A 12934-nucleotide genomic window follows, 5' to 3' on the forward strand; every position below is an offset into this window, starting at 1 on the left:
GCTCAAGCCCCCTCGTTCTCAAGCCGGGCCACCGTCAGAAACTCGTCCGGCGAAACGCGAATGGCCGCGCCCGTGGGGCATGCGCGCACACAGCTGGGGCCACCCTCTATCCCTGAACACATATCGCACTTGATCGCCTTCTTGCGGTCCAGCGCCTCGTCCACCACGGGATCACCGGTATATTTGGTATGCTTTTTTGACCATTTGTATGAAGGTTCCCCCGGCCCCGGCCCTGCCCCGAACAGCAGCCATGACAGCAGCGAAGGCTTCTTTGGCGGGACCTTGTCCATGCGAATCACGCCATAGGGGCAGTTGCGCTGACAATTGCCGCAGCCGATGCAGGTATCGTTGATCGTCACTTCGCCATCCGGCCCGCGCTGGATCGCATTGGGCGGGCAATCGGCCATGCAATGCGGGTGTTCACAGTGGCGGCACGATGTGGGCACGTGCAGATGGGCAAAGCTCTTGCCCGCCTCGCGGTCCAGCCGAGATAATCCGTCATGACTATCGGCGCAGGCCTTTTCGCAATTGTCGCAGCCCACGCACAGCCGCTCATCAATCAGCAGCACGTCGGTCGCCTCGCCCAGCCCTTGGGAGACGAGGAACTTGGCCTGTTCCGAATAGAGATCGACAACGCCTGAGAACGTGTCCTTCTTGGTTTCGATGAAGGCGTTGGTCGCGCGGCGCACCTCCATCTGCTTGCGCGCGCTATCGAGCAGAGCCGGTTTGGCGGCCAGCACGCGCCGGAAAGCCTTGCCATCAATGCGGATCACCTCGCTCTTGATCGCGGCGCGCACCGTGGCGGTGCGCAGGCCGCCGTCGATCACCGCCATTTCCCCCACATAGGATCCGGCGGGCAGGTAGGAAAGGAACACGGGCTTTCCGCCAACTTCCTTTTCCACGATCATCGAGCCCACGCGGATCACATAGATATCGCGGTTATCATCGCCTTCCTTGATGATCGCCTCGCCCGCGCGGACCTGCATGATCTTTGATCCATCGACCACTTCGGCGATATCGGCGGGCGTCAGGCCCGATCCGAACATCTGCAGGATCTGCCGCTCGGTCGATATCCGCTCAATCGCGCGGCGGGCGCTTGGCACCTGGCTTTGCAGCTTCAATGCAGCGTTGCGGCTGATCTCGATACAGACCGTATCGTGCGCCGCCACCACCGTCGCCCCGCGCTTGCGCCCGGAAATCAGCCCCACTTCGCCAAAGATCGACCCCGCCGGGATCGCCACCACTTTTGCGGCGTCCTTGGGATCAAGCCGCACGTTGACCCCGCCCGATGCGATGGCAAAGAGCGAGGAACCCGGATCATTCTTCTCGAAGATCACGTCGCCTGCGGCATAGGCGCGCGCTTGCGAATCCAGCATGAATTCGCGCAACTGCAGCGTCGTCATCCCTTCAAGGATGGCCACATTGGCGCGCAGGAAATCCAGCCAGTCATTGACCGCGCGCTGCCCCGGAAGCCCTGCAAACTTGGCTTCCAGCAGAGGTTCGTCCGCCGGTTTCAGGTCCTTGTTGCCATTGATGAATTCAACAACATCATAGCCCTGATTCATGCAGTGCTTGATCAGCGGATAGCCCGCCAGTGCGCCGATCACGAAAATGCCCGGCGCGGTCGATTCAAATTGCGGCGACAATGTCGGGAAGGCCAGCCGATCAGCGCTGGCAAATTCGATGCCGCAGCTTTCAACGAAGGCGCGCGGCGGGGCAGAGCCGATGCGCGCGATGATCCGGTCACACCGGATACGCTCCTCGCCATCGCGGGTGGAAAGCGTGACCCAGCCCGGCTCCACCGCGCTGGTCTCAGCTTCGTAGCGGATCGTCAGCCGCCCGGCCGCATCATCTTCGATCAGCGCCTTGGCATTGGGTTCCTTGGCGGTGGAAAAGCTTTCGCGGACATTGGTGGAGCGCGGGTTGCGGTTGAGGATGGTCACGGTGTTGCCCTGCGCCGGGTCCTCCACCAGTCCGCGCGCATTCTCGATTCCCGCATCGCCTGTGCCGACGACGATGACATGCTGATCGATCACCGCATAAGGATCGTCCAGCTGATAGGTCACATGCGGCAGGTCGCCGCCGGGGCAGCGCATCAGGTTGGGATTGCCCTGCGTGCCGATGGCCAGCACCACGTTCTGCGCCAGCACCGTCTCGCCATTGGTCAGCGTGATCGCATAGGGCGAGGCATGCCGTTGCAGTTCGGTGGTTTTTGTCGATCCATCGCGCGCGCGCGCCACGATCTTCTGGACCGATCCGGCAATGGCCTCACCGGTGCCCTTGATCGCCTTCACTTCGGCATTGTATTTCACGTTTACGCCGAGGGCCGCCGTGCGCGCGTTCCATTTGTCGAGGATATCCTCCCGCTTGCCGGCATCAAACTCCTGATCGGACCGCAGGACCAGTTGCGATGGCGTGGCCATCACATGCTTGCCCTTCTGGTATTTGAAGATCGTATCGGAAAGGTGGTCCGCCTTTTCCAGCAGCACGTGGGACAGGCCGAGCTGCGCAGCACGGCTGGCGGCGCTGATTCCCGCCGGGCCGGAACCGATGATCACCACTTTGAAAACTTCGCTCACCGGTGTGCGTCCCCCGCATCGCCAACCGACGGCACATGTCCCTGCGCGCGCCTGCTTTTCATACCGATTTGCGACCCCTGAGGCAGACCTTAACGGATGCGTCGCGCATTGCCAGAAACAAATATCGGCACCGCCGCCATATGCCGCGCCACAGAGTCAGGTTGTGCTTCATCGCAACGGGTTGCGCGTTGCCTATCGGGCGCGATATGCGCAAAAGGCACGGATGCCGCTATCCGGCAGGAGTTCAGAATGATCGAGCCAAAGCCAGCCCCTGAAACTCGCCCGATAGCAGAAGGTGGCGCAGAAGGGGCATCGCGCATTGGCCGAATCGCGCTGATCGCAGCAGCCGTGATTGCGCTGGGGGCAGGTGGCATGGCCATGGTGCGTGGCCCCGAAAATCCGCCGCCACCCGCAGTGCCGCCGCCGACAGAGCCGAGCCAGCAGCCTTCGGTTGATGATGTGATTACCAAGCTGGAGGCAAAGCTGGCCGAAAAGCCCGACGATGCCGAAGGCTGGCGCATGCTGGGCTGGTCCTATTTCCAGACCGAACGCTATGCCGAAGCCGCCACAGCGTTGAAAAAGGCCACGACGCTGGATCCCGAAAACGCGCAGACGTGGTCGTTCCTGGGCGAAGCGCTGGTATTGGCCAGCAAGGAAGAAGGGCGGATGCCGCGCGATGCGCGCGCAGCTTTCGACAAGGCGATCAAGCTTGATCCCAAGGATGCGCGCGCGCGCTATTTCCGCGCCGTCGCCTTGGATCTTGCGGGCCGCCACCGTCAGGCGATCAACGCGTGGTTCGATCTGCTGGAAGATACCCCGTCCGATGCGCCCTATGCCGAGGATATCCGCTCGGTGATCCGCGCTGTGGGCGAAAAGCGCAAGATCGAGGTGGAAAAACGTCTGGCCGAAGCACAGTTTGCCGCACCATCGGGCGGCGCCGTCACCGATGGTCCGATGAAGGCTGCAGCAGCCATTCCTGGTCCATCCAGCGAACAGATCAAAGCCGCCGCCGCCCTACCCAAAGGCGCGCAAGCCACGATGATCCGGGGCATGGTAGATGGGCTTGAAGCGAAGCTGGAAACCAACCCGGGCAATGTCGATGGCTGGATCATGCTGCTGCGCAGCCGCATGCAGCTTGGTGAGCCCAAACAGGCTGCCGCCGCGCTGCAAAAGGGCCTTGTGGCGCTGCGCAACGATGGTGCTGCGGCACGCAAGCTGCGCGAGGCTGCGTCAAGTCTGGGCGTGGCAGGGGCCTGATTCGGGTTTCAGACGTATCGGAATCTAGCAATGACAAGGCGATTCGTTAATATTCGTCCGTTGTGGTGTTAATCGCAAAGTGGCGCTGATTCATTCTGGAACAGCTGGAATCACAAGGATTTTTGCCGCAATTTGAATCACTTTGCGGCCATGGCGCTGCGTTACCACGGCATTTTCCAGATAACCGGGCAGGAACCGCGCATCGGCTTTACAACAAATTAACCTTTCATGTTCATTTCTCCTATGGTTAATGGCGGGCAACCCGGAATTTGTAGTGGGTTAATTGCCAACGGGGACTGGCAAGAAAAGGGGCAGTTCAATGCGCGTACTGCTGATTGAAGACGAACCAACCACGGCCAAGGCGATCGAGCTTATGCTCACCACCGAAGGCTTCAATGTCTATTCGACCGATCTTGGCGAAGAAGGCCTCGATCTGGGTAAGCTCTATGATTACGACATCATCTTGCTCGACCTGAACCTGCCGGATATGCACGGCTACGATGTGCTGAAAAAGCTGCGCGTCGCCAAAGTGCAAACCCCGGTGCTGATCCTGTCCGGCATTTCGGAAATGGACAGCAAAGTCCGCTCGTTCGGCTTTGGTGCCGACGATTACGTGACCAAGCCGTTCCACCGCGAAGAACTGATCGCCCGCATCCATGCCGTGGTGCGCCGGTCAAAGGGCCATTCGCAATCGGTCATCCGCACCGGCAAGCTTTCGGTCAATCTCGATGCCAAGACGGTCGAGGTCGATAGCGCCCGCGTGCACCTGACCGGCAAGGAATACGCGATGCTGGAACTGCTCAGCTTGCGCAAGGGCACGACGCTTACCAAGGAAATGTTCCTGAACCACCTGTATGGCGGGATGGACGAACCCGAACTCAAGATCATCGACGTGTTCATCTGCAAGCTGCGCAAGAAACTGGCGCATGCCTGTGGTGGTGAAAACTACATCGAAACCGTCTGGGGCCGCGGCTATGTGCTGCGCGATCCTGATGACATGAGCGTGATCGAAGCGGCCTGAAACAACAGGTGCGGCTTCAGCCCCGCACCGACTGATCCCTGGAGAAACGGCTCGCCCTCCCCGGCGAGCCGTTTTCGTTTGGCCTGGCAACCCCAGTGGCATCAGCTGGGCCCAGTGGCATCAGTTGGGCCCAGTGGAATCAGTTGGGCCCAGTGGCATCAGTTGGGCCCAGTGGCATCAGCTGGGCAGGAACTGCTTATCCGATACGGCTGAAGTATGTGGTTTCCTGCTTCTGCATTCCGCTGCCGGACCACACGATCGTTTCGGTCATTGATCTCTTGTCCTTGGCAACGGTGTAGACACGCGTGGAGGCCGGTTTCCCGTCTTTACCAAGCGTCATCACCAAGGTCTCTGGCGAGGGCTGGCGCAATGCCACGCTATCGATGAAATCCATGTTGCCCTCCACCGGGACAGGAACACCGTCCAGCGCTGCCGTCGAAATTGCCTGTCTTGTGGAACCATCGGGACTGACGATCTCCACAAGCGTCTTCCATTTGCCATCAGGTGAAATGGCGAAAGTAATTGTCACGCGGCGCGGCCTTTCCTCGGCCGGCATGCGGGCAACATCCAGCAACCAGCTACCGGCAAGCGGCATCTGGACACCAACTGGCTGTTGTGCAGCCGATGAATCGGACGAGGGCGACATCAAGTCCGCAGCCATGATCATCAGACCAGCGGCAAAGGGGATTGCGATAAACATGAGAATTCTTCCTTTCGATCTGGGAGGCCCGTCTGATGCGGGCGGTGCCAGTTCGTCCTCCGAATATTGAGGCGCTGGAAGCTCGATATTCTTGTCCCAATTTTCTTGGGTCACGGCATTCTTGCAGGCTGTTCTGCGTGCTTCGACAAGGCGCGCAAGTTCGCGGCTGCTGCCAATCCCGGTCTTGCGCCGCGCATCGCGCAAGCGCTCGTTGATGGAAGCCTCGGAACGTCCCAGCCGCACAGCAATGGATTTGACAGTGTGCCCTGTTGTAAGCAGGTGCAAGATTTCAAGCTCCTTGTCGGTGAGATCCTCAAGCGAGCCAGAAAGTCGTGCAGGGGCCGTCATGACTCCTGATCACCACAGGTGCCTGATTGCGTCTATCCCAATTTTTTTGTGGGCCAAACATGCCAGCGTTCTGCGTGGAGAGTTTGATCGAGCCACCGAATCTTGACCGTTGCCGGGCCGACTGCCAATGCCCGCGCGATGACAGCATACAAATCCGGCGATCCCACCACGATCAACCGCCTTTATGGCCGCGCCAAGGGCAAGCCTTTGCGGCAGGGCCAGCAGGGGCTGGTCGATGATCTGTTGCCGCAGATTGCCATGCCGGCCGAAGGGCCGATCACCCCGCAGGCGCTGTTCGGCGATGACCGCCCGTTGCATTTCGAGATCGGCTTTGGCGGGGGCGAGCACATGGCCTTCCGCGCCGACATGCTGCCCGATCACGGCTTCATCGGGGCCGAACCATTTCTTAATGGCGTGGCGCAGGCGCTGACGCATGTCTCCGGGGATAACGGAGCGCACCCACCCATCCCCAACGTGCGCATCCACCATGGGGATGCGCTTGAAGTGCTGCGCCGCATTCCCGATGACGCGCTGTCATTCGTCTACCTGCTCCATCCCGATCCCTGGCCCAAGGCTCGCCATGCCAAGCGGCGCATGATGAACGACGGCCCGCTCGATCTGATTGCGGCCAAACTACGTCCGGGTGGTGAATTCCGGTTCGGCACCGATCACGCCGTCTATCTGCGCCATGCGCTTATGGTCATGCGCCGCCACAAGCACCAGTTCGAATGGCTGGCAAAGGACGCGCGCGATTTTCAGGTGCGTCCAGGCGGCTGGCCCGAAACGCGCTATGAACACAAGGCGCGCACCGTCTATGGCCACGAAGTCTGGTACTTTCGATACCGGCGGCGATAGTTTGGGTCTTCAAGTCGCAATGTAATAGATCTACTGCCTTCTCAATATCGGAGCCAGATATTGGGGCCGGATAGTGGGAGAGTGCGATGAAACTCGCCGTCTACAATGTCGAAAACCTGTTCGATCGCGCCAAGGCGATGAACCTCGATAGTTGGGCGGATGGTCGTCCGGTCCTCGAAAAGTTTGCCGCTCTCAACGCGCTGCTGGGCCAAAGCCACTACAGCGACGCAGATCGTGCCCAAATGGCCAAGCTGATGATCGAACTGGGGCTGGAGAAGTCCGATACCGGCCCCTTCGTGCTGCTGCGCCGCAACCGGGGCGGCCTGTTGCGGCGGCCAAAGACCGGCGGTATCGTAATCGATGCGCATGGCCGCGCCGATTGGGTGGGGTCGCTCGAACTGCGCGATGCGCCGGTGAACGAACATGCCATGCGCAACACGGCCCGCGTGATGATCGATTTGCAGGCCGATGTGCTGGGCATTGTCGAGGCTGAGAGTCGGCCCGTCCTCGCCGCCTTCAACGCCGAAATCCTGCCCGCACTGGGCGGCGCGCCCTTCCGCCATGTCATGCTGATCGATGGCAATGACGAACGCGGGATCGACGTTGGCCTGATGAGCCGCGAGGGATATCCGATCGGTGCACTGCGCAGCCATGTCGATGATCGCCTGTCCAATGGCCAGCCCACCTTTTCGCGCGATTGCGCCCAGTTCGAGATTACGACACCGGGCGGCGCAAAAGTGCTGGTTCTGGTCAACCATCTGAAAAGCAAGGGATATGGCGGCAAGGCGGCATCCGATGCAAAGCGAAAGGCACAGGCCGAACGGGTTGCCGAAATCTACCGCAGCCATATCGCCAACGGGGTTCAGAACATCGCCATTATCGGCGATATGAACGACACGCCCGACAGCGATACGCTCTCGCCGGTGCTTCAAGACACCGATTTGCAAGACATCTTTGCCCACCCTTCGTTTGATGATGGCGGCTACCCCGGCACGTATGGTCTGTGCAACGCCGGCAACAAGATCGACTACATCCTGCTCTCCCCCGCCCTGTTCGATCGCGTGCGCACTGGTGGCGTTTTCCGCAAGGGCATGTGGCCCGGTTCGCGCCCCCGGCGCTGGGACGCCTATGCCGAAGTTGCGCGACCCGCCGAAGCAGGTTCGGACCATGCGGCCATCTGGGCCGACATCGATATCTGACCAGTTCGGCAATATTACTGCTTGTCAGGCCGCAATGGATCGCCATTGGCATCGCCGTACCGCATACCGGTTTACCGCAAAAAACTCTGTCTTTGCGGTAGAGTTTAAATTCTTCCTTCCCGGTAGAGTTTGATTATCTTATCCGGTGCGCGGTAACAGGTGGGGGCTCGCGATGGATTTTCTGGTCGGTATCGATCTTTCGGCGCTTCTTCCGTTCATCGCGGTCGGCTTTGCCGCCCAGATGATCGACGGTGCACTGGGCATGGCGTTTGGCGTGATATCCAACACACTGATGGTTGGCGTACTCGGCGTTCCGCCTGCGCTTGCCTCGCAGCGGGTCCACATCGTCGAATGCTTCACGACCGCCACTTCAGGGATCAGCCACCTGATTCATGGCAATGTCGACAAGAAGCTGTTCTTCCGCCTGCTCCTGCCCGGCATGGCCGGTGGCATTCTGGGTGCCTATGTGCTGTCCTCGCTTGATGCGTCGGTGGTAAAGCCCTGGGTGCTGACCTATCTTGCCGGCATTGGCCTGTATCTGCTGGTGCGCGGCATTTTGTACCCGCCCAAACTGCGCGATGCCCGGTGGGTGGCCCCGCTTGGCCTTGCCGGAGGATTCCTTGATGCTGCGGGCGGCGGCGGCTGGGGGCCAGTGGTCACGTCCAACTTGCTGATTCAAGGCGCAGACCCGCGCAAAGTCGTCGGCACTGTCAACACGGTTGAGTTCTTCCTCACGCTCACCGTCTCGGCCACGTTCATCTGGCAGATCGGCGTGGCGGATTTGGCTGGGCCAACGCTCGGCTTCCTGATCGGTGGCGTCGCCGCTGCTCCGTTTGGCGCATGGGCGGCAAAGCACATTCCGGCCAAGACTATGCTGATCATGGTCGGTGCTGTGCTGACTCTGACCAGCGCTTACGGTGCCTATAGCGCGTTTGGTTAGCACTGGCTGCCCAATTACCCGCTGTTAACCACGTTGTGCGATGCGTGGAGTGTCGCGCTGCCATGCCTATTGCATGCGGCGCAGGAGCACGACGATGGCCCGATTTGATGCAAGCGGCATGACCATTTCCGAAATGCGCGAGTTTGCAAGCTTTGCACCGTGCGAACAGCGTTATATCCGCCGCAGCCTCGACATTGCACTGAACCGGGGCGATGCGCAGCAACGCTGGGCGCGCACCGAGGATGAAGAACGCTCGATCCGCTTTCAATTTGCAATCTATGCCGAAATTCCGATGCTACGGCAGCTGCTACGCCATATTGAAGGGGTTGATACGCTTGAACCCTTTATCGGCCCTCTGATTCGCCTGACCGCTTATGATCTTGAACAAGGCCGCATTAACGGGTTTTCCGCTTATCGCTTCCTTTACGAGCGCTTGCTCGGTGCTGAAGCGCGGCCCTGGCTGCCCGGCGCGTTCTGCGGTGCCGCTGCGCTGCCGATGATCCGCCCGGACCGCCGCCGCCACCTGCTCCAGTCCATCAGCGAAGCCGCCGCCACCGCGCCCGGCTGGTCCACCCGCGCGCCGGTATTCTATCCCGAATTCGTGGAAGCCGAAGCGGCGTAACGGTTACGGCACCAACACTGTATCGCACGCCGCGGCATCGGTCTGCGGATAGTCCAGCGTATAGTGAAGCCCCCGGCTTTCGTGCCGCGCGCGCGCTGAACGCACGATCAATTCGGCGCTCTGTAACAGGTTACGCAGTTCGATCAGGTCCGTGGTCACGCGGAAGTGGCCGTAATAGTCGTTCACTTCCTCAGACAATAGCGCAATGCGGTGCGCCGCGCGTTCCAGCCGCTTGTCGGTGCGCACAATGCCCACATAGTTCCACATGAACCGGCGGATTTCGGTCCAGTTCTGCTTGATCACCACTTCCTCGTCGGAATCGGTGACGCGGCTTTCATCCCACGCCTGCACTTGTGGCGGCGCATCGAAGCTGTCCCATCGCCGCAGGATATCGCGCGCCGCCGCATCGCCGAACACGAAGCATTCGAGCAGCGAGTTCGACGCCAGGCGATTGGCGCCGTGCAGCCCGCTTTCGGTGCATTCACCCGCCGCATAAAGCCCCGGCAAGTCCGTGCGCCCGTACAGATCAATCAGCACGCCCCCGCAGGTATAGTGCTGTGCTGGCACCACCGGGATCGGATCTATGGTCATGTCGATACCCAGGCCGATCAGCTTTTCGTAAATGTTTGGAAAGTGCCCGCGCACAAAATCGGCCGGCATGTGGCTGATATCCAGATGGACGTAATCTAGGCCGAACTTCTTGATCTCGGCATCGATCGCGCGGGCCACCACATCGCGCGGGGCCAGCTCCATCCGCTCCTTGTCATAGAACGCCATGAACCGCTTGCCCGAACGCGGATTGATCAGCCGCCCGCCCTCGCCCCGCACCGCCTCGGTGATCAGGAAGTTCTTGACGTCGAGGTTGTAAAGGCAAGTCGGGTGGAACTGCATCATCTCCATATTGGAAACGCGCGCGCCCGCCCGCCAGGCCATGGCAATGCCATCGCCGGTTGCGCCGCGCGGTGCAGTGCTGAACTGGTAGACGCGCCCTGCCCCACCAGTGGCCAGAATCGTGGCACGCGCGGTGAAAGCCTCGACTTTGCCAGTCGCCTCGTCCAGCGCATAGACGCCCCAGACCCGCCCCGATCCCGAATAGCGCGCCGCTTCGTGCCGCCCGGTGATCAGATCGATGCAGGTGCGCCCTGGCAGCAGCGTCACGTTGGGATGTTCGCGCGCGGCCTTGAGCAGCGCCTGCTGCACCGCCGCGCCGGTGGCATCATCCACGTGCACAATGCGGCGGTGCGAATGGCCCCCTTCGCGCGTCAGGTGTAAAGCGCCAGCCTCAGCATTGAATGGCACGCCAAGTTCGGCCAGCCGCGCAATGGCTTGCGGGGCATTTTCGACCACGAACTCCACCGTTTCGCGACGGTTGAGCCCAGCACCTGCCACCATCGTATCGCGGATGTGATCGTCGAAGGTATCGCCTTCGTCCAGCACGGCGGCAATGCCGCCTTGCGCCCAATTGGTCGATCCGCCGTCCAGTGCACCCTTGGCCAGCACCAGCACGCGGCACGTCTCAGCCAGTACCAGAGCCGCCGTAAGCCCGGCTGCGCCAGAGCCGATGATCAGGACATCGTGCCCATTTTCGGGCTGTGGTTGCCTTTGCCCAATCACTCAAAGCTCCCTTCAGGTACCGTCCGTTTGGGACAGGACTTTTGCCCTACGCTGCGGGCGGTGCGAAGGAAAGTGGCCGAACGGGTTTTTGCAACCGCAAAATAACCTTTAAATATTGAAAATGAACAATAATTTTAATGAAAGTTAACCAAGGGAGGCCTGTTTTTCGCATCCGCAACATGATAAGTATTCTCACTTAGGGGCATGTTGACGGGTAACTAAGTCATGATGGGATCGCGATTTTTCTGTTTTTTCAACCGGCATCGGCCGGATCGGGAAAGTGTGGAATGGAACGGCCAGGCATTTGCAGGCAAGTGCAAGCACTGCAGCACAAACATCCGCCGGCAGGAAGGCGGCGGTTGGCGTAAGCGCATCGGTAATGAAACGCCCATCTATAAAGTCGAATAAACGCGCCGATCTGCGATCAAAAAGCCTCACGCGGCGTTGTCTGTTTATGCCGCCTCACGCGGCGTTGTCTGTTTATGCCGCCTCACGCGGCTGGCTCGTCAGCGTTACAAACACATCTTCAAGATCGGCCTCGCGCGTTGAAACATCGACGATGGCATAACCTTGACCCTGCACCAGGCTCATCACTTCGCCTGCGGTCATCGCGTCCTTGTCGTATCCGATCTCGATCTGCCGCTCGCCAGACACAACACTCTTGCGGAAAGCGGGATGCTGCGGCGCAACATCCACATCGCGGTCTACCGTGAGCACCACGATCTTCTCACGCGCCAGATCCACCATTTCGCGCGTCGGCATATTGGCAATCAGCTTGCCGTGGTTGATGATGGCGATACGGTCGCAGAGTTCCTCTGCTTCCTCAAGGTAATGCGTGGTCAAAACCACGGTCACCCCGTCACGGTTCATCTCGCCCACCAGTTCCCAAAGCTGCCGCCGCAATTCCACGTCCACGCCTGCGGTCGGCTCGTCCAGCACCAGCACCGGCGGGCTGTGCACCATCGCCTTGGCAATCAGCAGGCGCCGCTTCATGCCCCCGGACAGTGACCGTGCATAGGCATCGGCCTTGTCCGAAAGGTGCACCGCGCGCAGCAGGTCCACCGTCCGCCGCATCGATTTGGGCACCCCATAGAGACCGGCCTGATTTTCCAGAACTTCGGCAGGCGTAAAGAACGGATCGAACACGATTTCCTGCGGCACAATCCCGATCGAAGCCTTGGCATTGCGCACATCGCGATCAATGTCGTGACCCCAGATTTCCACTGTGCCCGATGTCTTCATCACCAGGCCCGCCAACGTGTTAATCAGCGTGGATTTGCCCGCGCCGTTCGGCCCCAGCAGCCCAAATATCTGCCCCTGCGGCACATCGAAGCTCACGCCATCAAGCGCCAGCTTGCCCGAAGACTTTCCGGTGGGCGCATAACGCTTTACCAGATCGCGGATACGAATGGCCGGAGCAGGATTTTCAGCTGAAGACATGACGCGCTGCCTGCACCACCACTCGCCAAAACGCAATTGTCTGAGAGCGCCAGATTTGCTAGTTGCGTGCCCATGATGCAGGCACCCGAAACCGTCTATACCGATCACCACCGCGTAAAGTGCGATGGCGCCTCCGACATTAGCGGCGGTGCAGCACTCGGCCACCCGCGCGTCTGGCTTGAAATTGACGAGCGGGGATTCGTCGAATGCGGCTACTGTGACAAACGCTTCGTGCTGAAGGGCGGCCCTGCCGACAGCGCACAGGCTGCTTGAAGCCGGGATGCTTCGACAGGCTCAGCATGAGCGGTTGGGGTATTAAGAAACGCCCGCTCATCCTGAGGCTGTCGAAGGACGCTCAT

At 60.3% G+C, this 12934-nt stretch carries 12 protein-coding genes; 7 read left to right on the plus strand and 5 right to left on the minus strand.

Translation table 11 applies throughout. The features are described from left to right. Positions 1 to 2: 2 nt before the first annotated feature. A complete protein-coding gene (locus AC2A1F_RS08325; protein ID WP_484208312.1) occupies positions 3 to 2579 on the minus strand; it encodes a cyclic nucleotide-binding domain-containing protein in 2577 nt (858 codons plus the stop codon). Positions 2580 to 2828: 249 nt separating this feature from the next. On the opposite strand from AC2A1F_RS08325, the gene AC2A1F_RS08330 reads away from it, so the two are divergent. Both AC2A1F_RS08330 and ctrA read left to right on the plus strand, forming a co-directional pair. Then, the gene (locus tag AC2A1F_RS08330; protein ID WP_484208313.1) at positions 2829 to 3836 is read left to right on the plus strand and encodes a tetratricopeptide repeat protein; all 1008 of its coding nucleotides are present in this window, start codon (positions 2829 to 2831) and stop codon (positions 3834 to 3836) included. A gap of 319 nt (positions 3837 to 4155) precedes the next feature. Beyond that, a complete protein-coding gene (gene ctrA / locus AC2A1F_RS08335) occupies positions 4156 to 4857 on the plus strand; it encodes a response regulator transcription factor CtrA (RefSeq protein ID WP_484208314.1) in 702 nt (233 codons plus the stop codon). A gap of 196 nt (positions 4858 to 5053) precedes the next feature. On the opposite strand, the gene AC2A1F_RS08340 is transcribed toward ctrA, so the two are convergent. Further along, the gene (locus AC2A1F_RS08340) at positions 5054 to 5905 is read right to left on the minus strand and encodes a helix-turn-helix transcriptional regulator (protein WP_484208315.1); all 852 of its coding nucleotides are present in this window, start codon (positions 5903 to 5905) and stop codon (positions 5054 to 5056) included. A 138-nt stretch (positions 5906 to 6043) separates the two neighbouring features. Here AC2A1F_RS08340 and trmB point away from each other — a divergent pair, with 138 nt between their 5' ends. From trmB to AC2A1F_RS08360, 4 genes are all read left to right on the plus strand, one after another. Continuing rightward, positions 6044 to 6760 (plus strand): tRNA (guanine(46)-N(7))-methyltransferase TrmB, encoded by a 717-nt coding sequence (trmB, locus tag AC2A1F_RS08345; protein ID WP_484208316.1) that lies wholly within the window; start codon positions 6044 to 6046, stop codon positions 6758 to 6760. 86 nt (positions 6761 to 6846) lie between these two features. Next, on the plus strand, positions 6847 to 7959 hold the full coding sequence (locus AC2A1F_RS08350) for an endonuclease/exonuclease/phosphatase family protein (RefSeq protein WP_484208317.1): 1113 nt from the start codon (positions 6847 to 6849) through the stop codon (positions 7957 to 7959). Positions 7960 to 8131: 172 nt separating this feature from the next. Next, positions 8132 to 8899: a sulfite exporter TauE/SafE family protein gene (locus tag AC2A1F_RS08355; protein WP_484208318.1), complete on the plus strand. Its 768-nt coding sequence runs from the start codon at positions 8132 to 8134 to the stop codon at positions 8897 to 8899. 94 nt (positions 8900 to 8993) lie between these two features. Beyond that, on the plus strand, positions 8994 to 9521 hold the full coding sequence (locus AC2A1F_RS08360; RefSeq protein ID WP_484208319.1) for a hypothetical protein: 528 nt from the start codon (positions 8994 to 8996) through the stop codon (positions 9519 to 9521). A gap of 3 nt (positions 9522 to 9524) precedes the next feature. On the opposite strand, the gene nadB is transcribed toward AC2A1F_RS08360, so the two are convergent. The 3 genes from nadB to AC2A1F_RS08375 form a co-directional block, all read right to left on the minus strand. Beyond that, entirely contained in the window at positions 9525 to 11135 is a 1611-nt protein-coding gene (gene nadB / locus AC2A1F_RS08365) for an L-aspartate oxidase (RefSeq protein WP_484208320.1), read from the minus strand. A gap of 192 nt (positions 11136 to 11327) precedes the next feature. Further along, positions 11328 to 11573, minus strand: a complete 246-nt coding sequence (locus AC2A1F_RS08370) for a hypothetical protein (RefSeq protein ID WP_484208321.1) — start codon at positions 11571 to 11573, stop codon at positions 11328 to 11330. A 42-nt stretch (positions 11574 to 11615) separates the two neighbouring features. After that, positions 11616 to 12575: an ABC transporter ATP-binding protein gene (locus AC2A1F_RS08375; RefSeq protein WP_484208322.1), complete on the minus strand. Its 960-nt coding sequence runs from the start codon at positions 12573 to 12575 to the stop codon at positions 11616 to 11618. 72 nt (positions 12576 to 12647) lie between these two features. Here AC2A1F_RS08375 and AC2A1F_RS08380 point away from each other — a divergent pair, with 72 nt between their 5' ends. Then, positions 12648 to 12848, plus strand: coding sequence for a zinc-finger domain-containing protein (locus AC2A1F_RS08380; protein ID WP_484208323.1), 201 nt, complete (start codon positions 12648 to 12650; stop codon positions 12846 to 12848). The last annotated feature ends 86 nt before the right edge of the window (positions 12849 to 12934 follow it).

It is taken from the genome of Novosphingobium sp. HNCC26BN242, assembly GCF_057180525.1.

What these genes read in the sequence shown, in the direction of transcription:
- AC2A1F_RS08330 (WP_484208313.1), top strand. Translation starts at nt 2,829, where the DNA reads ATGATCGAGCCAAAGCCAGCCCCTGAAACTCGCCCGATAGCAGAAGGT.
- ctrA (WP_484208314.1), top strand. Translation starts at nt 4,156, where the DNA reads ATGCGCGTACTGCTGATTGAAGACGAACCAACCACGGCCAAGGCGATC.
- AC2A1F_RS08340 (WP_484208315.1), bottom strand. Translation starts at nt 5,905, where the DNA reads ATGACGGCCCCTGCACGACTTTCTGGCTCGCTTGAGGATCTCACCGAC.
- trmB (WP_484208316.1), top strand. Translation starts at nt 6,044, where the DNA reads ATGACAGCATACAAATCCGGCGATCCCACCACGATCAACCGCCTTTAT.
- AC2A1F_RS08350 (WP_484208317.1), top strand. Translation starts at nt 6,847, where the DNA reads ATGAAACTCGCCGTCTACAATGTCGAAAACCTGTTCGATCGCGCCAAG.
- AC2A1F_RS08355 (WP_484208318.1), top strand. Translation starts at nt 8,132, where the DNA reads ATGGATTTTCTGGTCGGTATCGATCTTTCGGCGCTTCTTCCGTTCATC.
- AC2A1F_RS08360 (WP_484208319.1), top strand. Translation starts at nt 8,994, where the DNA reads ATGGCCCGATTTGATGCAAGCGGCATGACCATTTCCGAAATGCGCGAG.
- AC2A1F_RS08375 (WP_484208322.1), bottom strand. Translation starts at nt 12,575, where the DNA reads ATGTCTTCAGCTGAAAATCCTGCTCCGGCCATTCGTATCCGCGATCTG.
- AC2A1F_RS08380 (WP_484208323.1), top strand. Translation starts at nt 12,648, where the DNA reads ATGATGCAGGCACCCGAAACCGTCTATACCGATCACCACCGCGTAAAG.